Here is a 26704-nt window from a genome sequence, read left to right as displayed (position 1 = left end):
GTGATTAACTTCGGGGGAAGTTGATCATCTTATTTAATTTATTCGGGGAAATAAATTAAATTAAAAGTTATTAATTAAGGTATGAAGTTATTGTAACAAGTAACTATGAAGAAAATGTGATGTTAAAAAGAAAAACACCACTACTTTTAAAGTAGTGGTGAGAAAATACTAATCTATTCGAGACTCTGGGGGGAGTAGGTTAGATCTAGATGAAAAATTAAACTAAAATATAATCGTATTTTTTTTATAGTAGAATTAAGTTACACACAAAGTATCTTGTGTGTATATTTATAGTATACGGGTTTATTTATTAAAATATAGGCATGTGACAGTTTTGTTAGATTACAATTAACATTGTAAGATAACATGAAAATTGATTTGGAGGAAGGTATTTTGAATTTTATAGAGAAAGTTAAAATGACAAAAACGGTTTTAGTTGAATGGAATACGCCAAATACGCTTAATCTGGATAATTTTTTTGAAGGTGCTAGTGCGCTAATGAAATTAGATATTGCTGCATTATCAATTGCGGACAATCCTTTAGGGATTCCTCGCGTTTCAAACGCATTAATGGGATATAAACTGAGTGAACAACAGATTCCAGTAATCCTACATTTAACAACACGGGATTACAACTTAGTCGGATTAGAATCTAAATTAATGGGATTAAGTGCTGTTGGGTTAAATAATTTAATGATTATTAAAGGGGATCCTACAAAAATACAAGATGCCACAAATGTCTATGATTTAACATCGAAACAATTGATTACAACAATTAAAAAAATGAATCAAGGAATATCACCATCAAATCGTGAATTAAATAGTAAATTACAATTTAAAGTTGGTGGGGCATTTAATATTAATGCGGTAAATTTAGATTTGGAATTTGAAGATATTAATCGAAAAATTCGTTCGGGAGTAGATTATATTATCACGCAACCGGTATTTGATATGATAAATGTTAAGCGATTAAAAGATTGGATCACCATTAATGAAGTGGCTATACCTATTTTTATCAGTGTAATGCCGATACTTTCGTTTGAGCGTGCTCAATTCATTCAAGACAACGTCCAAGGTATTAAACTACCGAATGAGTTTATGGCGGTATTGAAACAAGCGGCGTTACAAAATGAGGAACGTAAGGTTGGTATTGCAGCTTCGCAAAATTTAATTGAATCGTTATCAAAGGTTTTTAATGGTGTTCACATAGTGACGCCAGGTTCAGACTATCAAGCAATCATTGAAATTATGCAAGGCCAATAAAAAAATCCATTACCTGGGAGAGGTAATGGATTAAAAGGAGTAGGGATAATTAATATTTGGGAAGAAATTAATTATCATTTTAATTTGTTTGGGAGAACAAATTAAAGTTAAAAGTTATTTAATTAAGGTATGTTTATATCATAACAAGCAATTATGAAGAAAGTGTGACGAAACTATGTTAAAAAAAGAGAATAAAAAAAGTTATTACCAATAAGGAAATAACTGACAAAGTTAGTTTTTAAAAGAGTAATTACTTGTTTTTAGGTAAAAAAAACGACATCGTAACATAAGTTACAGTGTCGAAAAGGGTAAAACAGTCAAAATCAATTGGGGGATTGATTTTGGTATTCAGTCCTTGGGGGAGGTACTGAATAAGTTTTATTGATTAGGTTACTCATTTAATATAACAAGTATATACCGAAAATGCAAGGGGTAAATCAAATAAAATTAAAAATAAAATTATTAATACCAATTTATCACTTTTCGCGGTAACATATTAATAGAATTAAATTAAATTGGCCTTTTTAATCGTATTGGGTAAATGGTCAAGTGAAGCTGGGGATTTTTTTATGTATATGGAAGATTTTTTAGATGGGCAGGAAAGAACTTTTAACCAAATACTAGAATTATTACAAACACATGGTGGTTATTTAAGTAAGAAAAAATTAATGGAATTACTCCAAATATCTGGTAATTCTTTACGAATGTACCTAAAAAATATTGAAATAACGCTTGAGGAAGCTACCGCTTCAGGTCATGTTCATTTTGAAGTGAGCGCTAATAACGTTGAATTTGAAGTAGATGGTACGACAAATTTATCGAATATTAGTACTGATTTTTTAAGAGAATCGTATAAATACAAAATAATAATGTATTTGTATGCGAATGAAACATTGAATTTAATTGATCTTGAGAACGAATTACATATCAGTGGGTCGTCAATAACAAGGCGAATTAAAGAACTAAATGAAACGTTAGCAGGATTTGATCTAAAAATTAAAAATCGACGATTAGTTGGGACTAAAATTCAACTGAATTATTTTTATTACCTGTTTTTCATTAGGGTGGTTCCATTTACTGATCGCGAAGAACTATTGTCTAGAAATGAGACAATCAACGATTACGTTAATGTTTTAGATGAACAATATGACTTGGGATGGAAAGATGACGAGAAGCTTAGAGTTTTTCTATGGCTTAAAATTTATATTCGAATTAATTCATATAAAGAGCAACATGTTCAGACATTAACACCTATTGCTCGTGAATTAATCAAAAACAATTCTGCATATAGTAAAGTTAAATTAAGTTTTTTTAGATTTTTAAAAAAATATTCACTTTCCTTTTCCGAAGAAGATGCTGTTGGGTTCTATTACTTTTTAATTGGATTTGATTTAATTAAAAATGATTCTGGATTGTATGTTCAGATTAAAGATGGTGATATTGATAAAAAAACACCCATCAATGTTGCAATCAGCCTTTTTTGGAGTGATATTGAGAAATATACTTATTTCAAGCGGGATACAAAAATTTCTTATAATTTATTTAATTCATACAGTAAATTAGCCATATTTAAAGGTGAAAGTTTTATTTATAATCGAACGATTATGGAATTTAATCGTAAATCATTGGAACGAGAAGATTTTTCGCAAATCATTCAAAAATTATTGGCTGCGTACCAATCGGTTACACAGTTCGATGGCTTGAATTCGCCAGATGATTTATATTACCTACAAAATCAGTATTTATATATTTTGAATATTTTAAACTTTGAATTTGATGACGTTTTAAAAATTGGCTTATTAATTAACCGTGATCCAATTATGGAAAAACTAACCGTTATTATTATGGAACGTGTTTTAAGCAGTGTTTTAAACGCCCAAGTAGAAATTTATCAAGAAGGTAAAGAATATGATTTGATTGTGACAAATAGGATGGGTGTTAGCCAAGATCAATTTAGTTCACCATTGTAAGTGATGTCAGAAATTGGTGTTAGTTCAGATCAAGTCATTACTGATGTTGTAAATGAAATTTTAGAAATTGATAAGGTTAGAAAGATTAATACGCAAAGCTTGGAGGAGAAATAATGAAGTATGTCATTATCGGTGGAACGCACGCAGGGATTGCTGCCGCTAGAACAATTTCAAAATCAGATCCAAATGCTGAAGTTATCATTATGGAAATGAAGGATAGCGTTAGTTATATCTCATCTGGAATTAATTTATTATTTGATGGAGTTATTGATAACTTAGAAGAAGCGAGTTATGCGACACCTGCTGCATTAGAGTCTGAGGGTATTAAATTGATGCTCGGTACTGAAGTGTTGCACGTTAGTACGGAGGATAAACGTTTATACTTTGTTAATGCAGATAAACAATACAGTTATAGCAACTATGACAAATTAATTTTAGCTAATGGGTCTAAGGTTGTTAAACCACATATTAAAGGGATAGATAATGAAAATGTTGTCTTTTATAAAAATCTAGAAGAATCAAAAAAGGCTATGGAACAGTTATGTCCAACTAATAAACGGATTTTAATTGTTGGTGCAGGATTAGTGGGACTTGCATTAGCGAGCTCAATTTATGAGGGACGTAAAGGCGAAAAAGTTGATATTACAGTAGTCGAAGCTATGGAAGGTGTTTTAACACGTTACGTAGATCAAGAAATCGGTAATCAAATAATTGATGATTTAAGAGAAAAAGGGATAAAGATTGTATTAAAAAATGATGTTCATGCTGTTAATGTGGATGAGAATAACAAAATAGTTAGCGTTTCAACAACTGATCAAGAAATTGCCTGTGATTTAGTCGTCTTTTCGGTTGGATTAAAACCTAACAATGATTTTTTGAGAGACGCTGTTGAACTTAATCAAAATAATACCATTAAAATCAATGACTACATGCAGACAAGTGATAAAGACATTTATGCTGCAGGTGATAATGCTGGATTTAAACAAACTGTCAGCCAACGTCGAGAGTATCAACCTCTTGTTAATAACGCTATTAAAGGTGCAATTGTGGCGGCGTATAACTGTACGGGTCTATTTAGTCCTGTTAAAGTTGAAACGACGCAAGGAACAGCGGGGATGAACCTGTTTGGTCATTATTTAGCAACGACAGGTGTTACTGAAGAAAATGCACCTTATATCGGATTGGATGTTCGATCTAATACAATTGAAAATAAAATTCAATATGATTACGTTAAAAATGGTTCCAAAATACTTATAAAAGTTGTGTACAGGAAAGATACTGAAGTCATTGTTGGTGCACAAATTTATTCGAAGCATGATATTTTAGATATGATTAATATCATGTCAGTGGCTATTAATATGCAAATGACGATGGCTAAATTGTCATCAATGGATTTTTATTTTAATCCGGAATACAATAAAGCGCTAAATACTTTAAATGAAGTTGCCCTTACGAGAAGGAATAAAAATCGTCATATAGGTAAATAAGCTGTAAATGTCAAAATTTGCGAGTTAACCCTCAAATATTAACATTTTTTATGAGTGATTCCATGGCATAATAAGTCTTGTAAATAAATGACTCAAAGAGTTTATTGATTAGGACATAGAATGTCGATGAGAAAATTTAGTGTGGGGACGCTTGTTTTCTAAAAAAGTTGGTTGCTTAATATAATTAAGCAACTTTTTTTTGTCTAAAAATATAAATTGGTATAGATGTTTAAATTATTTTTTAAAGCCTTGTGTGTACGATTTACACTTGATTTATATTTGATTTGAATTTTTTTGGTCTAACCTGTATGATAGTTTTTATAAGAAAAAAAGGGGATAAAAAATGAAAAGTTATTTACAGAGAATGGGTCGTTCGTTAATGTTGCCTATCGCAGTACTACCGGCAGCAGCATTATTAGTTGGGATTGGAACCTGGTTACCACAAGATTGGTTTGCGGCAACGTTTATGCAGGCTGGCGGAAACGCAATTCTAGGTAATCTAGCATTATTATTTGCTGCTGGGTTAGCTTTAGGAATGTCGACAAATAAGGATGGCGCAGCTGCGTTAGCTGGTGTTGTTGCATTTGAAATTCCAGTTAAAATGTTGGAACCGACTTCGGTTGCAGCTTTATTAGGAATAAAAGTAACAGATGTTGATCCTGCATTTAGTTCTATCAGTAGTAATGTATTTATTGGTATTATTGCCGGATTAATTGCGGCAGCAATGTACAATCGTTTCCATAGTGTGAAATTACCAATGGCTATTTCATTCTTTAGCGGGAAACGACTAGTACCCATTATGTCAGCATTGGTAATGATTTTTGTTACGCTAGCTTTACTATTTGCTTGGCCAGTTGTTTATGCTTGGTTAGTTGCATTTGGTAAATTTATGGTTGGACTTGGATGGGTTGGAGCAGGTTTATATGGATTCTTCAACCGTCTTTTAATTCCAACCGGATTACATCAAGCGTTGAATTCGGTATTCTGGTTTGACGTTGCTAAAATTAATGATATCGGGAACTTTTGGAGTAACACAGGAATTAAAGGAACTACAGGTATGTACATGGCAGGATTTTTCCCAATCATGATGTTTGGGCTACCAGCTGGTGCGTATGCCATTTATCGAAATGCTTTACCTGAACGTAAAAAAGAAGTTGGTTCATTGATGTTAGCTGGCGCATTTGCATCATTTTTCACAGGTGTGAGTGAACCTTTAGAATTTTCATTTATGTTCGTTGCATGGCCTCTATACGTCATTCATGCGGCGTTAACCGGGTTATCTTTAGCTTTTGCCGCATTTATGCACTGGACAGCTGGATTTACATTTAGTGCGGGCTTAGTTGATTACGTCTTGAGTATACGTGTACCAATGGCTAATATGCCACTAATGCTGTTGGTACAAGGTGTTGTGATGGCAATTATTTATTACACGCTATTCAATTTTGCCATCAAGAAATTTAACTTAATGACACCAGGTCGTGAACCAATTACTGAAGATATTCAACTATCGCCTGAACTAGGGGATGACAAATATGCACGACAAGCTCAAATTGTTTACGCTGCTGTTGGCGGTAAAGATAATTTAACAGTTGTTGATAATTGTACAACCCGTCTTCGTTTACAAGTTAAAGATACAGGCCTTATTAATGAAGCTGCACTTAAAGCATCAGGTGCTGCTGGCTTTAAAGTTATCGATAAAACAAATGTTCAAGTCGTTATTGGAACTGAAGTTCAGTTTGTTGCTGATGAACTTGGTAAGTTATATGAATCAAAGGCTAATTCTATTTCATTAAGTAATCAAGATCTACAGTCTAATACGGATAAATCGAGCGATACAGCTAATACTAATGATTCAACGGTTATTGGTAGTGAAACGTTTTATACGGTTGCAGAGGGCGAATTAATGTCTATTTCAGATGTTAAAGATGCTACCTTTGCTGAAAAAATGTTGGGTGATGGTTATGCAGTAGAACCAGCTAACGGCGAAATTTATACACCGGTTGCTGGTAAAGTAGCAAGCATCTTTCCAACAAAACATGCAATTAGTATTACGACTGAAACGGGATTAGAAGTCTTATTACACATGGGAATTGATACCGTTCAATTAGAAGGTAAACCTTTTGAAGTGACGATTTCTGAAGGCGATAATCTTAAACCTGGTGACTTAGTTGCGCGAGTTGATTTAAATGCAATTAAAGCTGCTGGTAAGGAAACAACGATGATGGTCGTTTTAACGAATATGGATAAAGTGTCTAATATAACGTTTGATCATTTGAATGAGACAGTTAAAGCTAATAAAATTTCGGCAACTGTTCAAACTAAATAAGAATAAAGGAAGCAGGCCAAAATTTTTGGTCTGCTTTTTTTGGTATAGGTAGCTGGTTTATAAAAAAGCTTATATATAATAATATGACACATTTAACAAGTTGTAATTGGTATTGATAAACCAGCATGGTATAGTGACTGTAAGCGCATTATAAAATGAAGGAGGCCATTTTAAATGAATCCCTATTATTTAACATTATTGGAAAAAAGATTTCCTACTAAACAAAGTATTGTCACTGAAATTATTAATTTAGAGGCCATTCTGAATCTACCCAAAGGAACGGAGCATTTTGTTAGTGATGTTCACGGTGAATATAACGCATTTCAACATGTTTTAAGAAATGGTTCAGGAAATGTTAAACAAAAAATTCAAGAAATTTTTGAAGGCCGTTTGACTGAAGAGAGTATACAAGACTTTGCAATCTTAATTTATTATCCAGAAGAAAAACTAATTGCTAAAAAACAACAATTCACTTCACAACCTGAATTGGAGCAATGGTATTTAGACACAATTGCCAGAATGATAGAGTTGTTACAAAAAACGGCAACAAAATATTCGCGTTCAAAGGTCCGAAAGGCGCTATCACCTGATTTTATGTATATAACAGAGGAATTATTATATAGTAATTCCAATGAACTTGATCAAAAAGATTATTATAATCGTATAATAGAAAATTTAATTAAATTAAATCAAGCAGAAGCATTTTTAACGGCTACAGCGTATACGATTCAAAGGTTAATCGTTGACCACTTGCACGTAATCGGGGATATATTTGATCGTGGTCCTGCGCCAGATAAAATTATGAAGACGCTTCTAGATTATCATTCAGTTGATATTCAATGGGGAAATCATGATATTTTATGGTTAGGTGGTGCTGCTGGATCGCCTTTATGTATCGCTAATTTATTGCGAATTTGTGCTAGATATAATAATTTAGCCATTGTTGAAGATGCATATGGGATTAATTTACGCCATTTAGCAACATTTGCTGATAAAACGTATCAAGATAATCCAGCATTTTCACCGAAAGTTAATTCATCACAAGAAAAAATCAAAGAAGATGAACGACTTTTGATGACCAAAATACACCAGGCGGTCGCTATTATTCAATTTAAATTAGAAGGGCAGATTATTAAAAGACATCCTGATTTTGATATGGCAAATCGTGCGATTTTAGAAAAAATTTGGAACAAAGGGTCAAAAATAGAAATTGATGGTAAACATTACTCATTACAAGATACTTGTTTTCAAACAGTTGATTGGACAGATCCGTATAAATTAACAGATGATGAGTCAGAAATAATGGATAAATTAGTACAATCGTTTATCCATGCAACTAAATTACGAGAACATTTAGATTTTATGATGGCACGTGGTAGTATGTTTAAACGATATAATGGAAACTTGTTAGTTCACGGCTGTATCCCAGTTACACAAGAAGGTAAATTGGAGAGCTTTGAGTTAAAAGGGAAATCATATGCAGGACCAGAACTATTAGCTTTTTTTGAAGATAATTTGCGTAAAAGCTATGCAGAACCAAAAAAATCTACTGATCTTGAAACTGATTTACTTTGGTATTTATGGCAAGGACCTAAATCGCCTTTATTTGGGAAACATGCAATGAAAACTTTTGAACGTTACTTTATTAATAATGAAGAAGTTCAAGTTGAGATACCAAATGCGTATTATAAATTGCGACATGATGAAGCATTTTGTCGTCATATATTAGAAGAATTCGGGCTTAATCCAGATAACGGTAAAATAATTAATGGGCATACACCAGTTAAGCGTGGGCACAAGCCGGTTATGGCTAATAAAAAGATGATTGTGATTGATGGTGGTTTCTCAAAAGCTTACCAATCAACTACTGGAATTGGTGGATACACACTGCTCTCGAATTCATATGGCTTACAATTAGTTGCTCACCAACCTTTTACGTCTAAGTGGGATTCAATTGAAAATGGAACAGATATTATTTCAGTAAAACGAATTATTGATAGTGAAGTTAAAAGACAAACGATCGCTGAAACGGATATGGGAAAAGAACTTGCTAGTCGTGTTGTAGAATTGAAAAAATATTTACAGAGTAAATAAAAAATCTTACTGAGAAGTAAGATTTTTTTGTTGGGTTATGATTTTCTGTGTAAAAGGATAAAAGTAAGCCAACAAATATTAGTGTGTAAATGTAAAAAGATTGCGGTATACTAGTGGTAAGCGTTTTCTTTTAGCGTGTAAGGGAGTAGTGATAACTTGGGAGATCGAAAAAATGATATTTATAATCTTTTAAAAAATAAGGAAATAGCAATGGATGCGACACAGATTGCAGATGAGCTTAATTGCAATCGCGCAAATGTGAGTCGTTATTTGAATGATTTATATAAAAATGGTGATGTTACAAAAAGTGATGGGCGCCCTGTTCTCTATCAGTGGGCATCAATTGAAGAAAAAGAAACGCATCAAAAAAAAGTTAATGATAAAAATGTTAAAGAGATGAGTTTCAAAAAGTTAATCGGGTCTAATGATTCATTAAAGGTTATGATCCAACAAGCAGAAGCAGCCATCTTATATCCACCAAGAGGACTACACACAATTATTTTTGGTGAAACTGGAACGGGTAAATCTTTGTTTGCTGAATGCATGTACCAGTTTGCGTTAGAATCAGAAATGGTGAGGGCTGATGCACCTTTTATCCGTTTTAATTGTGCGGATTATGCGAATAATCCACAGTTACTTTTTGCGCATATATTTGGTGTTAAAAAAGGGGCCTATACAGGTGCTGATCAAGATAAAAAAGGATTAATGGATAAAGCTAATGGAGGTATTTTATTCTTAGATGAAATTCATCGATTGCCTCCTGAGGGGCAAGAAATGCTCTTTACCTTTATTGATAAGGGATTTTATCGACCTTTAGGAGAGTCTTCAATTACTAAAGAAGCGAGTGTACAGATTATTGGAGCAACGACTGAAACGTCAGAAAATTTTTTGAGTACATTTAATCGACGTATTCCAATGGCTATTACATTACCGCCTATCTCAAAACGAACAATTGATGAACGTTATGGGATAGTCATGAATTTTTTTGAACAAGAAGTCGGTAGACTGAGCCAAGATATTATTGTTGAGCGAGATGCGATGCTTGCGTTAATGTTATACGAACCAGAAGCAAATATTGGTCAAATTCAGCGGGATATTAAAGTTGTTTGTGCAAAAGCCTTCTTGTATTTTAGAACGCATGAAACAGCTTCATTATATATCAGATTAAAAGACTTACCATTGAATGTTCAAAAAGGGCGTTTGGAAGGTAAATCTAAATATAAAAAAATTGATGTTTTAATGGAGCGTTTAGCAAAACGAACAAATGAAAAAAATACGAAAGTTGTGACTTTTAAAAATAGTGAAACGGTAGAAAAAAACGATCAAAAACCAACCGTTTATGAAACAATTGATAAAAAAGTGAGTGAAACTGATAAACAGAATTTTAAATCACTAAATCTTAAAACGTTAATCGATTCAGATGATAAAGGTTATTTTAAAGATTACATTGAACAATTATCGGGTGAAGGCGTTCGAAAAGAGTTACTACCAGATGATATTTGGACGGTTACCAATGAAGTTTATGATTTAGCACAGAACAAATTAGGTCAAAAATATAATGAAAATGCACGTTTTGCATTTGGATTACATCTTGTTAGTGCCATTGAAAGAATTAGGAAAAATGTCGCAATCATTCATCCTGATTTAAATAATTTACGACAAAAAAATCCTAAGGCCTTTCGTGTTGCACTGGAAATGGCAGATAAAATTGAACATGAATTTGATATTGAAATTCCATTAGATGAAATTGGATTTATTACGATGTTTTTGAGCTCTGATTTAAGTGTTAAGAAACAACAAAATGAAATTAAAGTTGGTATCATCGTACTAATGCACGGGGCATCAACGGCTTCTTCTATGTTGCAGACAGCACAAGAATTACTTGGCACAACAAAGGGAAAAGCAATTAATATGCCACTTGATGTAAATGTTTCGGAAATTTATGATCAAGTGCGAGATTATGTACTGGATGGTCAGGAACAATTGAAAAAAGGGTTATTACTTTTAACTGATATGGGCTCTTTAACTAGTTTTGCATCAATGTTAGGTGAAGAAACAGGGATTAATATTCGAGCTGTTTCAATGACGAGTACGTTAGTTGTGCTTGAATCATTAAGAATTGCGATTGCCGGTCGTGAGCTAGAAGATATTTACGCAAATGCACAACACATCTTTGAATCGTCTGTAAAAGAGCAGTTTTTCCATATGCGTCCTAGGAAAAAAGCAGTTATCGTAGCTTGTTTTACCGGCGAAGGTGTTGCTGCAAGATTATATGATCGTATTATGCCAATTGTAAACGAAGACGAAGTTAAAGTAATTCGGATGCAATATTTAGAAAAAGATGCATTTAAAAAGCACATTAATACATTAATGCGCGATTATGATGTGAAGGCAATTGTTGGTACCGTTGAGGTTTCTTACCAAAGAGTGCCATTCTTTTCTGCTTTAGATATTTTTAATGATGAAACCTTACAAGTTTTGCAGCGAATGTTGTCTGATAATGACTTAACGCAAGAAACAATTAATGCATTGGAAGGTAGTATTAATTCAGTTAATTCTGTTCCGGATTTAATTCATACTATTCAAACTATGATTATTAAAATTCAATCAGATTTACAGATTGTTCTTGATCCTGAGATTATTGTGGGTATCATGATGCATCTAGCCTTTTTAGTAGATTCAAGATTGAAAAACCAATCAATTAAACCATTTAAGCATGTTCAAGAATTTTCAGCTGAGAATCATTTACAAATGGAAATAGTTAAAACGGCACTCATTATTGTTGAAAAAATGTATAATATTAAGATTTCAGATGATGAAGTTGCTTATATTGTCCAAATTTTTATGGGTAATACGCTGAATAAAGTCAGTGTGTAATAGTGGCTAGTAGTGTGTAAGTAAAAATAAAGACCATCGAAAGCGCTTTCTTAAAGCCTTTTCGATGGTCTTTATTTTTGGCATGGAACTTGCGTATATAAGAGTATAAATAGAAAAAGGAGTGGTAAATTATGAAAACGATTATGTTAGTTTGTTCAGCGGGTATGAGTACAAGTTTATTGGTATCAAAAATGCAAAAGGCTGCAGAAGCAGAGAACTATGATTCAGAAATCTTTGCAGTTGGTGCTTCAGAGGCAGATTCAATGCTTGAATCAAAACCAGTTGATATTTTAATGTTAGGCCCACAAGTTCGTTTTATGAAAGATGAATTTGAAAAAAAGGTCGCTGACAAAAATATTCCAGTAGAAGTTATTAATATGCAAGATTACGGCATGATGAATGGCGAAAAAGTTCTTGCAACAGCTAAAAGCTTAATTAAATAAAAAATAAAAGGGGTAATCAGATATGAACGAAAATGATGCACAAATGCAAACAATCATGGGGCTGATTGTTAATGGTGGAAACGCTAAGAGTGATTCTATGGAAGAAATTCAAGCTGCTAAAAAAGGCGACTTTGAAACCGCAGCTGCTAAATTAGCTGACGCTGACAAATCACTCATTGAAGCACATCATTCTCAAACAGCCATGTTAACGCAAGAAGCTTCAGGGGATCCGGTACCAGTTAGTTTACTAATGGTTCATGGACAAGATCATCTAATGAATGCGATTACATTTAGAGACTTAGCTGGCGAGGTAGTAGATATATACAAAAAAATAGGGTAAGTACCAAAATTTAAGGAGGAACTACTCATGGACAAATTTATAAAATGGATGGATATTCACTTTATTCCAGTAGCTTCAAAAATTGGAGCACAAAGACATTTGGTGGCAATTCGAGATGCATTCGTTGTTATTATGCCACTTATGATTTTAGGTGCTTTAGGAACATTAATTAATAACTTACCAATTCCAGGGTTTTCAAATTTTATGGACGGACTATTTCCTAAAATAGTTAACGATGTTCCAATCTGGAAGGGTGTAGGGGCAGGCGTTTGGAATGCTAGTTTTGGTATTATGTCATTATTCGTTGCATTCTTAGTAGCTCATAACGTTGCAAAATCATATGGTAAAGATGGTATGGCTGCTGGTACAGTGTCAGTTGCTTCATTCTTCGCTTTAGGCGGTTTGCAATTAGCTGGGATGTCTTCAGTAGGATTATTCGTTGCACTTGTTGTCGGTTTGGTTTCAGCAGAATTATTCCAACGTTTAAGTGGTAACAAACATTTAATCGTTAACATGCCTGATGGTGTTCCACCTGCTGTTGCAAAAGCATTCGCTTCATTATTTCCAGCAATGATTGTTGTTACAATCTTTGCCTTTATCAATACATTATTCCAAGGATTCGGCGTAACTGATATTATTGCATCATTCTACAAACTTGTTCAAGAACCATTTATGGGCTTGGCAAATTCATATCCATCAGCATTATTATTAGCATTTATTGCACCATTCTTATGGTTCTTTGGTTTACATGGTGCTAATATGATTGATCCATTAATGCAAACAATTAACGCACCTGCTATTGCAGCTAACGTTAAAGCACTTAGTGAAGGTAAAACAATTCCTTTTATCGTTAACAAACCTTTCTTCGATTCATTTGTTAACTTAGGTGGAACTGGTGCAACTATTGGTTTGATTATTGCCATCTTCATTGTTGGTCGTAAAAATAAACCTTACAAAATGATTGGATCACTATCAGCAGCTCCTGGTATTTTCAATATCAATGAACCAATGATGTTTGGACTTCCAATTGTGTTGAATCCAATTATGTTCGTACCATTTATTTTGACACCAATGGTACTTGTGACTGTTGCGTATATTGCAACTGCCACTGGAATTGTGCCAGCAGCAACGGTAATGCCCCCATGGGTTACACCACCAGTAATTGGCGGGATTTTGGCAACTAAGAGTTTAGCTGGTGGGGTTTTAGCCGCAGTTAATGTGGTTATCTCAGCGTTAATTTACGCACCATTCGTTATCTTAGCAACAAAACAAATTGAAAAAGCAGAAGCAGAAGCTGAAGCAGCAAAAAAATAAAATAAAAGCGAATCTCTTTACGTTATTCTGTAAAGAGATTTTGTGTTAAATAAAGGAGTTTACTATGGTTAAATATGAATTTCCAAAAGATTTCTGGTGGGGGTCAGCTGCGAGTGGACCACAATCTGAAGGCCGTGTTTCAGGAGATGGAAAAGCTGATAATATTTGGGATGCTTGGTATCAAGCAAGCCCTGAAAAGTTCTTTAATCAGGTTGGACCTGAAAATACATCACGGGTTTATCAAAAATACCAAGAAGATATCTCTTTGATGAAACAAACAGGTCATAATTCATATCGGACTTCAATTCAGTGGTCACGTTTGATTCCAAATCCATTCACTGGAGAGGTTAATCCAGAGGCTGTAACTTTTTATAACCATTTAATAGATGATTTAATTGCTGCCGGAATTGAACCTTTTATGAACCTTTACCATTTTGATATGCCAATGGTGTTACAAGAAAATGGTGGTTGGTTAAATCGTGAAGTTGTAGACTTGTATACGGACTATGCAGAAACTTGTTTTAAATTATTTGGCGATCGCGTTAAAAAATGGTTTACTCAAAATGAACCGATTGTTCCAGTTGAGGGTGGTTATTTATATGGATGGCATTTACCTGATGAACGTAATTTAAAGCATGGTGTCCAGGTGGCTTATCATGAAGCTTTAGCAAGTGCTAAAGCGATTGAAAAGTATCATTCACTTAATTTAGGTGGGACAATTGGGATTATTTTAAATTTAATGCCAACTTATCCAAAAGATGAGACGAATCCAGCAGATGTTAAAGCAGCTAAATTTGTTGATGGGTTCTTTAATCGTTCATTTTTAGATCCCGCAATTAAAGGTACTTTCCCTCAAGATATTGTTGATTGGTTGCATGAATATGACTTAATGCCAATCTATCATCAAAGTGATTTAGATGTTATTAAAGAAAATACTATCGATTTATTAGGCGTTAATTATTATCAACCAAGGCGAGCAGCAGCGAAAATAATTAAAGCTGAACCAGAAGGCGAAAATGGTTGGATGCCTGAAGATTTCTATACCGTATACGATATGCCTGGGAAAAAAGTTAATCCTTATCGTGGTTGGGAAATTTATGAAAAAGGCATTTATGATGCACTAATCAATATTAAGGATAATTACGGTAATATTGATTGTTTCATCTCTGAAAATGGGATGGGTGTTGAAGATGAAGCTAGATTTATTAATGCAGATGGACAAATTAATGATGATTATCGAATTGAATTTGTTCAAGATCATTTGAAATGGGTTCATAAAGCACTTGAAGAAGGTAGTAATGTTCATGGTTATCATATGTGGACATGTATGGATAATTGGTCATGGTTAAATGCTTACAAGAATCGCTATGGATTTATTAGTGTTGATTTGAACAATGAAGCAAAACGTACAATTAAGAAGAGTGGTTACTGGTTTAAAAAAATGACAGAACAAAATGGATTTAATGACTAAAAATGGAGGCGAATGACTGATGGAAATGGAAATGAAATTAAAAATGCCTGCAGATTATCTATTTGATCAAATTATGGAGTCTGTGTTATATGATATTAAAGATCAGACAGGTCAGAAATTAACAAAAAATCAATTAGAGGGCTTTGAGTTCACAAAAAAATTTTCAAAAACACAATCAGCTGCTTTAAAAGTAACTAAAATAGTTGAAAACGAAAGTTATCATTTTCAAACGGATAACAATCGTAATAAATTTGATGTAAGTTACGATATTAAGGTAATTGATGATAAACGTTGTTTGTTAAGTTACAAAGAAGTCATGACTTCTAAAGGCAAGATGCAACAAATGAATGATGCCTTTATGAGTATGCTTATGAGTTTCTTTAAGAAGAGAAATTTCAAAAAAATGCTTAAACAAATTGAAAATAAGTATGCAACTAATTAGAACCAAATAAAGAAGCAAACCGATAAATACGGTTTGCTTCTTTATTTTTAGTCTAAAATTTCAACACCAATACCGATAACGCCAGGACCAGCATGAACACCAAGAGCAGGTGATGCATCGCCAAAGTAAAAATGTTCAGCATTTGGATACTTAGTTTTTAAGGTTTCGAAGATACTTGCCGCTAAAGGCTCATTATTACCATACGCAACGGCAATATCAAAATGAAGAGAATCGCCAATCTTATCATCAACGAGTGATAATAATTTTTTTAGTGCAGCTTTTTCGCCTCGAGCTTTAGCAATAGGATAATAAATACCATCTTCATCACATGAAATGATTGGTTTGATGTTTAAGAGGTTACCCATAAGACCCGAGACGCGTCCAATACGGCCACCAACTTGAAGATAGTGTAGAGTTGGTAAATAGAAAAAGACACTACTTCTATCAACCGCTAGTTGAACCTTTGTGACGACTTCGTCAAAATAATTGCCTTCTTTAATTAAGTTTGATGCTAAAATACCAGCTAATCCACCACCAATACCAACATTTTTTGTATCGATAACTTCAACGGTTAATGATGATAATTTGGCGAATGTTTTAATTGAATTATAAGTACCAGACAAACCACTTGAAATCGTTGTTGCGATAACATGTGTATAGCCATCGGCTTTAATTTGGTCAAAAACGTCGTTAATTGAGCCACCTGAAGGCGTTGCGGTTGTTGGAATCTCAGTTTCCATACGTTCGTAAACTTCCGCTGGTGAGATAGAGATGCGATCTAAGTAAGTTGCATCGCTGAATGTAATTAAAATAGGGACCATATAAATATGTTCCTGTTCCATAAATTCTTTAGGAATATCCGAACCTGAATCTACTAATACTGCTATTTTTTCTTTACTCATCATTTAATTGGCCTCCTTCATTAATATAACTAATTTTTCACTGATAATATGATTAATCACGGCACTTGCAGCCGTTCGTTGTTCTAATTCAATGATTGTTGTTTCGGTCGTGACAGGTTTTAAGTTGGTATCAAAGGTTAAAGATTTAAGTTGTTCGTTAAAAATTAAAGCGAAGTTCATGTAAGCATCTTCAGGTGAGTTATCGACTAAAATTTGGTCGATACCATTCTTGATAACATCTAATGGAAAAGCAGATTTTAAAACAGTAATAACGATGATTGCTGCTAAATGCTCCTTACGATATCTTTTTTTGATAGGTTTAAACATAACTTCCTTTTTTACATAATTATTGACCATTGTAGGTGTTACAGACATTAAGTGTAATGGCTCTAAGTATTGATTAACAAGTTTCACAGATTGATCCATATAAAGGTCTAATTCCGGAAAATCTTGCCAATCAGGTAATGTAATTTTTTTTAAGCTATCTAGCCAATTTAAAAAAGATGTTGGAACTTTTTGGCTCAAATGATAACCCCCCTTAACATAATATCTTTATATTAGCATTTACATCTAGAGTTGTAAACTAGATTTAATTGTTTCTTAAAGTATATGAAAATAGCATGTTTATATGAAGGTAAAAGTTGTACACTATAAAGGTATTTAATAATGAGAAGGAGTGAATTATTTATGATGGAACAAGCATGTACAACAATTTTAGTTGGTAAGAAGGCCACAATTGATGGCTCAACGATGATTGCTAGAAATGATGATACGTTTTTGCCTATTACACCACAACGATTCTTGATGTACCCTGCAGTAACCGGACGTCATGAAACGTTAACTTCGAATAAAAATGGGTTTACTGCACCATTACCAGAAAATGGGTATCGCTGGACAGCAACGCCTAATGTTGAGGTATCCAGCAAAGGTGTCTTTGATGAAAGTAGTATTAATGGAAAAAATGTTGCAATGAGCGCAACAGAAAGTGTCTATGCGAATGAACGTGTTTTAGCATATGATCCTTTAATTAAAAATGGTTTAGCAGAAGATTCATTACAAACAATGGTTGCACCTTATATCAAATCAGCAAAACATGGTGTTGAATATTTAGGGGCATTAATTACAAAATACGGTTCACCTGAAGGAAATGGTGTCTTATTTAGTGATAAAAATGATGTTTGGTACATGGAAATTGTTACTGGACATCACTGGATTGCACAACGTATTCCAGATGACGCTTATGCTGTTGCAGCTAATCAAGTTGCTATTCAAGAAATTGATTTTGATAATACAGATAACTTTATGTGGTCAGACGGTATCCGTGAATATGTAGAAGAGCATCATTTAAACCCTGATAAAACAGGCTGGAACTTCCGTCATATTTTTGGAACAGATACAGAAAAAGATCGTCATTACAACACACCTCGTGTCTGGTATGGTCAACGTTGTTTGAATCCAGAAATTAAGCAAGAACCAACTTCAAGTGAATTACCATTCATTTGTTACGCAAATAAAAAAATCAGTGTTGAAGATGTGACTGCTATTTTAGGGTCACATTACAATGAAACACAATATGATCCATTTGGTCATGGTGCTGATGAAGATCGTTTACGATTCCGTCCTATTTCAATGAATAGAACACAAAATGCACATGTTCTTCAATTAAGAAACAATGTTGATGATGCACATTCTGCATTAATGTGGATCTGTTTAGGTGTTCCAGCATTTGCACCATTTGTGCCGTTCTACACGAATGCAACAGACACAGACCCAAGTTACAGCGAAACACCATTAACACTAGATATGAATAGTGCTTATTGGATGTATCGTACGGTTTCGATGTTAACAGAATCACATTATTCTCACTTTATTCAAGAAAATGTTGATTACCTAAAGGCATGTCGTCAACAGTTAAAGACGATGGTTGCTGATATTGATGCAGCATCTACAGATATGAGTGGGGATGAATTAACAAACTACCTCACACAACAAAATTACGCAATTGTCGCTGATATGCGTGAAAGAACGATGAATATGATTGGTCAATTCATTACTGAAGGATTAACGTTATCTAAATTAACATTTAACATGGATGCTAATTTATAAAAATAGAACAAAAAAATGATGTAATCTATTTTAGATTACATCATTTTTTTGCGTTCTGTTTATTTGTTAATTTCTTCAATAGTACCCTTAGCGTCTTTTTCAACCTTCATATCTGAGATTGAGATATAACCTAATTTCTTGATTAAGCCGTTTTGAATTTTATCTGATTGAATGTAACCAATAAATTTAGCTGTTGCGTAGTTAGGAGAACCTTTAGTATACATATGTTCGTATGACCAAATTTTCCAATTGTTTGTTTCAACATTTTTTGATGTTGGTTTAACGTTATCAATAGATAAAGCTTGAATGTTATCTTTTAAGTACGAGAAAGCTAAGTAACTAATGGCACCTGGTGTTGAAGATACCATTTTTTGGACGGTACCGTTTGAATCTTGTTCCTGTGTTTGTTTAGCTGTTTTATTTGGAAGGATACTACTATCAAATACAGTACGTGTACCTGAACCAGAAGCACGATTAATGACAACGATTGCTTGATCTGCTCCGCCAAGTTCTTTCCAGTTTGTTGTTTTACCTAAGAAGATGTTAGCAAGTTGTGCTTTTGAGAGGTTAGTTACTTTTGTATCTTTGTTGACAACAGGTGCAATACCGACAACGGCAACTTTGTGATCAACAATCTTTTTAGCATCTACGCCATCTTTTTGTTCTGCAAAAATGTCAGAATTACCAACGGTAACAGCACCTGTAGAAACTTGGCTTAATCCGGTACCTGAGCCACCACCTTGCACGCCAATTGTTAAGCCTGAATTATCTGCTTGATAAGTTTCAGCTGCTTGTTCAACTAAAGGTTGTAAAGCAGTAGATCCAACAATAGTAATTTTACCTGAAATTTTTGATGAATCATCTGAAGAAGATGATGATTTACCACATCCTGCTAACAATAAAAGACTCATTGCTGCTATCGAAATAATTGCTGTTTTCTTTCTCATAATTAACTTCCCCTTTTATTTTGTATTCGTATTTAAGAACAACTTCATAATATCAGTTAAATGTTATGGTTCTGTATGAATCGTGTAATGATTTACACCTGAAATTGTAAAGAATGGGTAAAGGTGGAGCGAAATGCTTTGCTTTTGTGAGTGTGATTATCTATAATAAAAATCAGCTCATTATGACAGTCTGTCATAAAAACGGAAATAGGGGGAGATAAATTGATTCTAGAAATAAAAAACGTTTCAAAAACGTATAATATGGCTGGTGGTACGACATTTAAGGCTTTAAAAGATATTAATGCTTCTTTTGACAAAGGGGAATTAGTTTCAATAGTTGGTGAATCCGGAAGTGGTAAATCAACATTAATGAACTTAATAGGTGGATTGGATTCAAATTTTGATGGTGAAATTACGTATAATGGTGAAAATATTGGTGATTTTTCTGAAAAAGAACTTGTTAACTTTCATAAGAAGAGTATTGGATTCATTTTTCAAAATTTTAATTTAATTCCTCATTTAAGTTTGATTGATAACGTTGCTATGGCAATGACACTCTCAAATGTTGATAAATCAGTACGTGTCAAACGTGCTAAGAAATTATTAACCGATGTTGGGTTACAAGATCATATGACAAAGAAGCCAGATCAAATATCTGGTGGACAAAAACAGCGTGTTGCTATTGCACGTGCCTTAATGAATGATCCTGATGTCATTATTGCTGATGAACCAACAGGTGCTTTGGATTCAGAGACAACTGATGCCGTTTTAGAAATTATCAAAGATATCGCAAAGCGTGGTAAATTAGTTTTAATGGTTACTCATTCAGATCGCGTTGCGGCATATTCAAGTCGTGTTGTACGAATCGATAATGGTGCAATTATTTCTGATTCCGAACAAGAACAATTAGAGTTGCATACTAATGAAGATGAATTTAAAGGTGAAACGCCTAAGAATTTAAGTTTATGGTCTGCGATCCGATTAGCTGCACTTAATATGAAAGCTAAATTTTCTCGTAATTTGCTTGTTGCTATTGGTTCAAGTATTGGAATTATGTCTGTTGTTTTAATGTTATCGCTTGGAAAAGGGGTAACAAGTTATATTAAGGATACGATGACTAGCTATGTGAATCCCAATGTAACTGAAGTTCATATGAAGGCAAAAACAAGTTCTTCAAGTAGTAGTTCTAAAACAGTAACACCAGCTGCTGGTTCTCAAGCCCAAGCAGCGCAAGCTAAAGAACAACAAAGTCAAATGGCTGCAATTACTGGTCAGACAGGGTCATTTTCTAAAAAAGATATTAATAAGTTAACAAATATTAAACATGTTAATGAGCTACAAAAGGGTTATACAGCTATTTCACTAGGTACAAATACGGTTTCATATAAAGATAAAAAAGCTAGTTTGATGCAGTTAGGTACAATGAATTCAGGTATTACAAAATCAAACATTACTAAGGGTACTAAACCAGGTAAAGATGGCATTTTATTAGATAAAACAACTGCAGATTCATTAGGCAAGAACATTGTTGGTAAAGAAGTTAAAATTGCGATTGTTTATAATGAAAAAACAATTAAGAAAACATTCAAAGTAGCCGGAATTTATGAAGCATCTGGAAGTAGCAGTTCAAGCAGTTTAGTTTACTTGAATTACGCTGACTTACAACAATTGGTTGAAGATAATAATGAAACAATTAAACCAAATGTTGTCTATCTTCATACGAATGATAAGGCTAATACGGCTGGTATAAAAGCTAAAGTTAAATCATTGGGTTACACAGGTTCAATTCAAGAAAAAATGTCAGAAATGTTTACTCAAATGTTAGATATTTTGACAGACGTTTTAACGGCCGTAGCTGCGATATCATTGCTCGTTTCTGCAATTATGATATTAGTGGTTCTAAATATCTCTGTTGTTGAAAGAACAAAAGAAATCGGTGTTATGAAAGCATTAGGTGCACGTCGTAAGGATATTCGCCGCATATTTGTTTCAGAAGCGTTCCTAATTGGATTAGCATCAGGCTTAATTGGTGTTGGCGTAACATACATTCTAGCCTTTGGGTTAAATGCATTCTCAGTTGCAACATTTGATGTTACGATTGTTAAAGTTACAGCTAGTTATGTATTCTCTGGTATTTTAATCAGTGTCTTGATTAGTATGGTTGCCAGTTTCTTACCAGCAAACAGAGCATCAAAACTTGATCCAGTTGAATCTTTAAGAAAAGAATAAGTAAAATAAAATTGCATTTTTAAATAAAGACTAGTAACATGACAAGTTGTCACATGACAGTTTGTCATTTTTTGTATAAAGGAGAAAGTATGCCTAAAAAAACGTATTTTAATTTAGATGAAGATAAGCAACAACGGATATTAGATGCTGCTAAAGAAGAGTTCTCAAGAGTACCTCTATTTGAAGCGTCAATTAGTAATATCATAAAAATTGCGGATATTCCGCGAGGTAGTTTTTACCAATATTTCGAAAATAAAGAAGATTTATACTTTTATTATTTTGATACTATTCGACAGAATCAAACTAAAAGATTTGGTGAATTATTAAAACGAAATCAAGGTGATATCGTGACGACTATGAAGACCTTTTTTTCAGAAACGATTGCGAACACAGTTTCTGGGGAGGATGCTGCATTTTTTAAGAACGCCTTTGTCCGAATGGACTTTAAAATGAGTAGCCGGATGCAACCGCATCATCCTCACCATCCGCATCATAGTGGGAAACAGCCACATTTTGGTGGACCATTTCATCAAAATTTAAAAGCAGATTTTGATATTATGAGTGAAATTGATCGGTCTTTATTAACCATTTCTTCAGATGAAGAAATTAGTTTACTTATGTTTTCTTTAATGAGTCCATTTATGAAAACTATTAATGATTATTTTTCAAAACAAAGAGAAGGTATTGAAATACCTGTTGAAGAGTTACAAAAAGAATATGAAACAATGGCTAACTGGGTAGCTATTGGTGTTTCAAAAAGGGAGGAATAAAAATAAATGATAAAAGTAATGAAAAATCGCGTTAGCGTTTGGGCAATGGTTGGTGCATTTGTATTTATGATTGTTCAAGTTATCTGCGATTTATATTTACCAACATTAACATCAGACATGATTAATAAGGGTGTCTCACAAGGTGACGTTGCGTATATCTGGCAGGTGGGTTATGTCATGTTAGGCGTAGCAGCTATTGGTATTGTTGCGGCAGTTGGCAATGTCTTTATCGCTTCACGCTTAGCGCAAAAATTGGGACTTAGATTAAGAAGTCATATTTACAAAAAAGTACTTAATTTTTCAAGTCATGAATTTGATCAAATTGGAAATTCAAGTTTAATTACAAGAACATCAACTGATGTGCTACAAATTCAAAACGTTACCGTTATGATGTTAAGAATGATGATTCAAGCGCCTATCATGTTGATTGGTGCTAGCATTTTAGCTTACAACAAACAAAAAGAATTAACCGTTATTTTTTTAGTAGCTGTTCCAATTTTAATTATTTTAATTGCTTCAGTTATGTATTTTGCAGTGCCACTGTTTAAAACGTTACAAAAAAGAATTGATCATATTAATCTTGTCTTTCGTGAAGGTTTAACAGGTGTTCGTGTTATTCGCGCATTTAATCAAGATAAATATGAACAAAATCGTTTTGATCGTGTGAATAAAGAATATACAGATAATGCCCGTAAAGTATTTTCAATTACGGCGTTAATGTTCCCCATGATGACCTTAGTGCTTAGTGCAACCAATATCGCAATTATTTGGTATGGCGGTCATTTAATTGGAGATATGTCGATGCAAGTAGGTAATCTAGTTGCGTTTATGACGTATGCAATGCAAATTTTATCAAGTTTTATGATGTTATCGATGGTTTTTGTTATGTTACCTCGTGCGCAAGCTGCTGCAGCACGTATCAACGAAGTTTTAGATACGAATAATTCGATAAAAGACCAACCTGATGCAATTACAGTTGACCGTAGTAAAGTAGAAGAAAGTCAGTTGTCATTTGATAATGTTAATTTCCGATATACGGGTGCTGAAAAAGAAGCCCTAACAGATATTAACTTTGAAGCAAAGGCAGGTCAAACAATTGCGATTATTGGTGGTACTGGATCTGGTAAGTCAACGTTAATTAATTTAATTCCCCGACTATTCGATGTTGAATCAGGCGATATTAAAATTGACGGTCAATCAATTTATGAGTTAACCCAAGCAAGCTTACATGACCAAATTTCTCTTGTTCAACAAAAGACAGTTCTGTTTAGAGGAACAATCCGAAGCAACCTACAGTTTGGAAATGAAACAGCAACAGATGATGAGTTGTGGCATGCGCTAGAAATAGCACAAGCTAAATCATTTGTTGAAGAATCAGCGGATGGCTTAGACGGCATAGTTGAACAAGGTGGAGATAATTTCTCTGGTGGTCAAAAACAACGACTTGCAATTGCAAGAGCATTAGTTAAACAAGCCTCTGTTTACTTGTTTGATGATTCATTCTCAGCGCTTGATTTTAAAACAGATGCTAAGTTACGTGGCTCACTTAAAACGGATGAAAACATCAAAGATAGTGTTGTTGTAATTGTGGCACAACGGATTTCTAGTGTGACAAGTGCCGATTTAATCTTAGTTATCGACGGTGGAAAAATTGTTGGTAAAGGGACTCATGAAGAATTGAAAGCCACAAATGAAACCTATCAAGAAATTATGCAGTCACAAATCAGAGAGGGGGATGCAGGGTAATGGCAGATAATAAGTCAAAACAAGCAACGCAGCCTATGCGGGGCGGTCGAGGTGGACATGGCAATATTGGACGACCAGTTGAAAAACCTAAGAACTTTTGGAAAACAATTGGACGTTTAGCGAAATACATGTCACCATGGTTAATTTCAATAGGGATAGTATTAGTGCTAGCCATTATATCTGTAATTTTCCAGGCGGTTTCTCCTAAAATTTTAGGACGCGCAACAACGGAAATTTTCTCTGGTGTAACTAAAGGATTCACCCAAATGAAACAAGGTCAGAAAGTAACTTCCTTGCCAATCAATTTTGATGCAATTAAGAATATCTTACTGACAGTTGGTATTATGTATATTGCTTCAGCACTTTTCAGTTTTGTGCAGCAATTAATCATGACTAATATTTCTCAAAAAACGGTGTACGCACTTCGTAAAGATATTAAGGCTAAAATGGAACGTGTGCCCGTTTCTTACTATGATACACATCCAAATGGTGATATTATGTCACGTGCTGTAAATGATGTGGATAACATTTCTGGAACGTTACAACAAAGTTTTACACAGTTAGTAACAAGTGTTGTGACCTTTGTCAGTGTTCTCTATATGATGTTCTCAATTAGTTGGCAATTGACGTTAATTGCTTTGATTATTGTTCCTTTAAGTTTGGTTGTTGTCTCATTAATCGCGCCTCGTTCGCAAAAGTTCTTTGCTGGACAACAAAAGAGTTTAGGACTTTTGAACAATCAAGTTGAAGAAACGTATGCAGGTCATACGGTTGTTAAGACATTTAATAAAGAAGAAAAAAATATTGATATTTTTGAAAAACAGAATAATGATTATTATAAAAGTTCATGGAAAGCACAATTTATTTCTGGATTAATTATGCCTGCAATGAATTTTATCAAAAATATTGGTTATGTATTTGTGGCAATTGTTGGTGGAATTAAGGTTTCACAAGGAACAATTACTTTAGGTAACGTCCAAGCCTTTTTACAATATGTGAACCAATTCTCACAACCAATCACTCAAATTGCCAACTTATCTAATACGATTCAAGCAACTGTAGCTTCTGCAGAACGAATCTTTGAAATTTTAGATGAAGAAGAATTGAAAGATGAAAGTAACGATGACTTACCAATTGCTGATAATGGGAATAAAATTTCTTTCGATCATGTTCAATTTGGTTACTCAGATAAGAAACTTTTGATGACAGATTATAATTTGGATGTTAAAGAAGGACAAAAGGTAGCAATTGTTGGACCTACGGGTGCTGGAAAGACAACGATTATTAACTTAATTGAACGCTTTTATGATGTCTCAGCGGGTTCAATCCGACTTAATGGCGTTGATACTAAAAATTTAAAACGAGAAGATTTACGTAAATCAATCTCGATGGTCCTTCAAGATACTTGGTTATTTACAGGAACTATTATGGAAAATATTCAATATGGTCGTGAAAATGCAACGGATGAAGAGGTTTATACTGCAGCAAAAGCCGCTCACGTTGATACATTTGTTCGTCAATTACCAGATGGTTATCAAACTGTTCTGAATGAAGATGCTTCAAATATTTCACAAGGGCAACGTCAATTATTAACGATTGCTCGTGCATTTTTGGCTGACCCGGAAATTTTAATTTTAGATGAAGCAACGAGTTCAGTTGATACACGAACTGAAGTTTTGATTCAAAAAGCGATGGATACCTTATTAGATAGTCGGACGAGTTTCGTTGTTGCCCATCGTCTATCAACAATTCGTGATGCGGATAATATTATTGTGATGGATAATGGCTCAATTATTGAAACTGGAAATCATGATGCTTTGATTGCTAAAAATGGATTCTATGCTGATTTGTACAATAGTCAATTTGCAAACGGTACTATTTAAATTAAAAATAATGAGCGGAATTTAACCTTAGTTAAATTTGTGTTCATTATTTTTTCGTTTTTAAATACTTGGGCATTCTTACCGGCTTTTAATC

At 33.7% G+C, this 26704-nt stretch carries 19 protein-coding genes; 16 read left to right on the top strand and 3 right to left on the bottom strand.

Annotation, left to right across the window (positions count from 1 at the left end; translation table 11 throughout):
• Nucleotides 1-393: 393 nt before the first annotated feature.
• From ACE83Q_RS05540 to ACE83Q_RS05490, 11 genes are all read left to right on the top strand, one after another.
• Entirely contained in the window at nucleotides 394-1263 is an 870-nt protein-coding gene (locus ACE83Q_RS05540; protein ID WP_409021745.1) for a methylenetetrahydrofolate reductase, read from the top strand.
• 569 nt (nucleotides 1264-1832) lie between these two features.
• Nucleotides 1833-3233 (top strand): helix-turn-helix domain-containing protein, encoded by a 1401-nt coding sequence (locus ACE83Q_RS05535; protein WP_409021744.1) that lies wholly within the window; start codon nucleotides 1833-1835, stop codon nucleotides 3231-3233.
• 113 nt (nucleotides 3234-3346) lie between these two features.
• Nucleotides 3347-4720 (top strand): FAD-dependent oxidoreductase, encoded by a 1374-nt coding sequence (locus ACE83Q_RS05530; RefSeq protein WP_409021742.1) that lies wholly within the window; start codon nucleotides 3347-3349, stop codon nucleotides 4718-4720.
• Between the two features lie 343 nt (nucleotides 4721-5063).
• A complete protein-coding gene (gene nagE / locus ACE83Q_RS05525; protein WP_409021741.1) occupies nucleotides 5064-7046 on the top strand; it encodes an N-acetylglucosamine-specific PTS transporter subunit IIBC in 1983 nt (660 codons plus the stop codon).
• A gap of 174 nt (nucleotides 7047-7220) precedes the next feature.
• Nucleotides 7221-9140 carry a fructose-1,6-bisphosphatase gene (locus tag ACE83Q_RS05520; RefSeq protein ID WP_409021740.1) on the top strand — a complete coding sequence of 640 codons (1920 nt, stop codon included), beginning with the start codon at nucleotides 7221-7223 and terminating at the stop codon, nucleotides 9138-9140.
• Between the two features lie 156 nt (nucleotides 9141-9296).
• Nucleotides 9297-12017 carry a sigma 54-interacting transcriptional regulator gene (locus tag ACE83Q_RS05515; RefSeq protein WP_409021739.1) on the top strand — a complete coding sequence of 907 codons (2721 nt, stop codon included), beginning with the start codon at nucleotides 9297-9299 and terminating at the stop codon, nucleotides 12015-12017.
• A 131-nt stretch (nucleotides 12018-12148) separates the two neighbouring features.
• Nucleotides 12149-12460, top strand: coding sequence for a PTS sugar transporter subunit IIB (locus ACE83Q_RS05510; protein WP_409021738.1), 312 nt, complete (start codon nucleotides 12149-12151; stop codon nucleotides 12458-12460).
• A 22-nt stretch (nucleotides 12461-12482) separates the two neighbouring features.
• Complete coding sequence (locus ACE83Q_RS05505) at nucleotides 12483-12800, top strand: PTS lactose/cellobiose transporter subunit IIA (RefSeq protein WP_409021737.1); 318 nt, start codon at nucleotides 12483-12485, stop codon at nucleotides 12798-12800.
• A gap of 27 nt (nucleotides 12801-12827) precedes the next feature.
• Nucleotides 12828-14114 carry a PTS sugar transporter subunit IIC gene (locus ACE83Q_RS05500; RefSeq protein ID WP_409021736.1) on the top strand — a complete coding sequence of 429 codons (1287 nt, stop codon included), beginning with the start codon at nucleotides 12828-12830 and terminating at the stop codon, nucleotides 14112-14114.
• A 64-nt stretch (nucleotides 14115-14178) separates the two neighbouring features.
• Nucleotides 14179-15585, top strand: coding sequence for a glycoside hydrolase family 1 protein (locus ACE83Q_RS05495; RefSeq protein WP_409021735.1), 1407 nt, complete (start codon nucleotides 14179-14181; stop codon nucleotides 15583-15585).
• A gap of 19 nt (nucleotides 15586-15604) precedes the next feature.
• A complete protein-coding gene (locus ACE83Q_RS05490; RefSeq protein ID WP_409021734.1) occupies nucleotides 15605-16027 on the top strand; it encodes a DUF3284 domain-containing protein in 423 nt (140 codons plus the stop codon).
• 47 nt (nucleotides 16028-16074) lie between these two features.
• Here ACE83Q_RS05490 and ACE83Q_RS05485 read toward each other — a convergent pair whose 3' ends face one another.
• Together ACE83Q_RS05485 and ACE83Q_RS05480 are read right to left on the bottom strand one after the other, a co-directional pair.
• Nucleotides 16075-16932, bottom strand: coding sequence for a DegV family protein (locus tag ACE83Q_RS05485; protein WP_409021733.1), 858 nt, complete (start codon nucleotides 16930-16932; stop codon nucleotides 16075-16077).
• Nucleotides 16933-17454, bottom strand: a complete 522-nt coding sequence (locus ACE83Q_RS05480; RefSeq protein ID WP_409021732.1) for a DUF1836 domain-containing protein — start codon at nucleotides 17452-17454, stop codon at nucleotides 16933-16935.
• 162 nt (nucleotides 17455-17616) lie between these two features.
• Between ACE83Q_RS05480 and ACE83Q_RS05475 the strand changes: the two genes are divergently transcribed.
• Entirely contained in the window at nucleotides 17617-19035 is a 1419-nt protein-coding gene (locus ACE83Q_RS05475; protein ID WP_409021731.1) for a C69 family dipeptidase, read from the top strand.
• Between the two features lie 59 nt (nucleotides 19036-19094).
• On the opposite strand, the gene ACE83Q_RS05470 is transcribed toward ACE83Q_RS05475, so the two are convergent.
• A complete protein-coding gene (locus ACE83Q_RS05470; RefSeq protein ID WP_409021730.1) occupies nucleotides 19095-19982 on the bottom strand; it encodes a phosphate ABC transporter substrate-binding protein PstS family protein in 888 nt (295 codons plus the stop codon).
• Nucleotides 19983-20243: 261 nt separating this feature from the next.
• Here ACE83Q_RS05470 and ACE83Q_RS05465 point away from each other — a divergent pair, with 261 nt between their 5' ends.
• The 4 genes from ACE83Q_RS05465 (at nucleotide 20244) to ACE83Q_RS05450 (ending at nucleotide 26610) form a co-directional block, all read left to right on the top strand.
• A complete protein-coding gene (locus ACE83Q_RS05465; RefSeq protein WP_409022822.1) occupies nucleotides 20244-22211 on the top strand; it encodes an ATP-binding cassette domain-containing protein in 1968 nt (655 codons plus the stop codon).
• An 89-nt stretch (nucleotides 22212-22300) separates the two neighbouring features.
• On the top strand, nucleotides 22301-22981 hold the full coding sequence (locus ACE83Q_RS05460) for a TetR family transcriptional regulator (protein ID WP_409021729.1): 681 nt from the start codon (nucleotides 22301-22303) through the stop codon (nucleotides 22979-22981).
• Nucleotides 22982-22987: 6 nt separating this feature from the next.
• Nucleotides 22988-24727, top strand: a complete 1740-nt coding sequence (locus tag ACE83Q_RS05455; RefSeq protein WP_409021728.1) for an ABC transporter ATP-binding protein — start codon at nucleotides 22988-22990, stop codon at nucleotides 24725-24727.
• Nucleotides 24727-26610, top strand: a complete 1884-nt coding sequence (locus ACE83Q_RS05450; protein ID WP_409021727.1) for an ABC transporter ATP-binding protein — start codon at nucleotides 24727-24729, stop codon at nucleotides 26608-26610. Before ACE83Q_RS05455 ends, ACE83Q_RS05450 begins: the two co-directional genes overlap by 1 nt.
• The last annotated feature ends 94 nt before the right edge of the window (nucleotides 26611-26704 follow it).

The sequence above is a fragment of the Dellaglioa kimchii genome (genome assembly GCF_046115505.1).
GTDB lineage: Bacteria > Bacillota > Bacilli > Lactobacillales > Lactobacillaceae > Dellaglioa > Dellaglioa kimchii.
The sequence above is the reverse complement of the archived record's forward strand: the minus strand, read 5'-3'. Positions and strand labels throughout refer to the sequence as shown.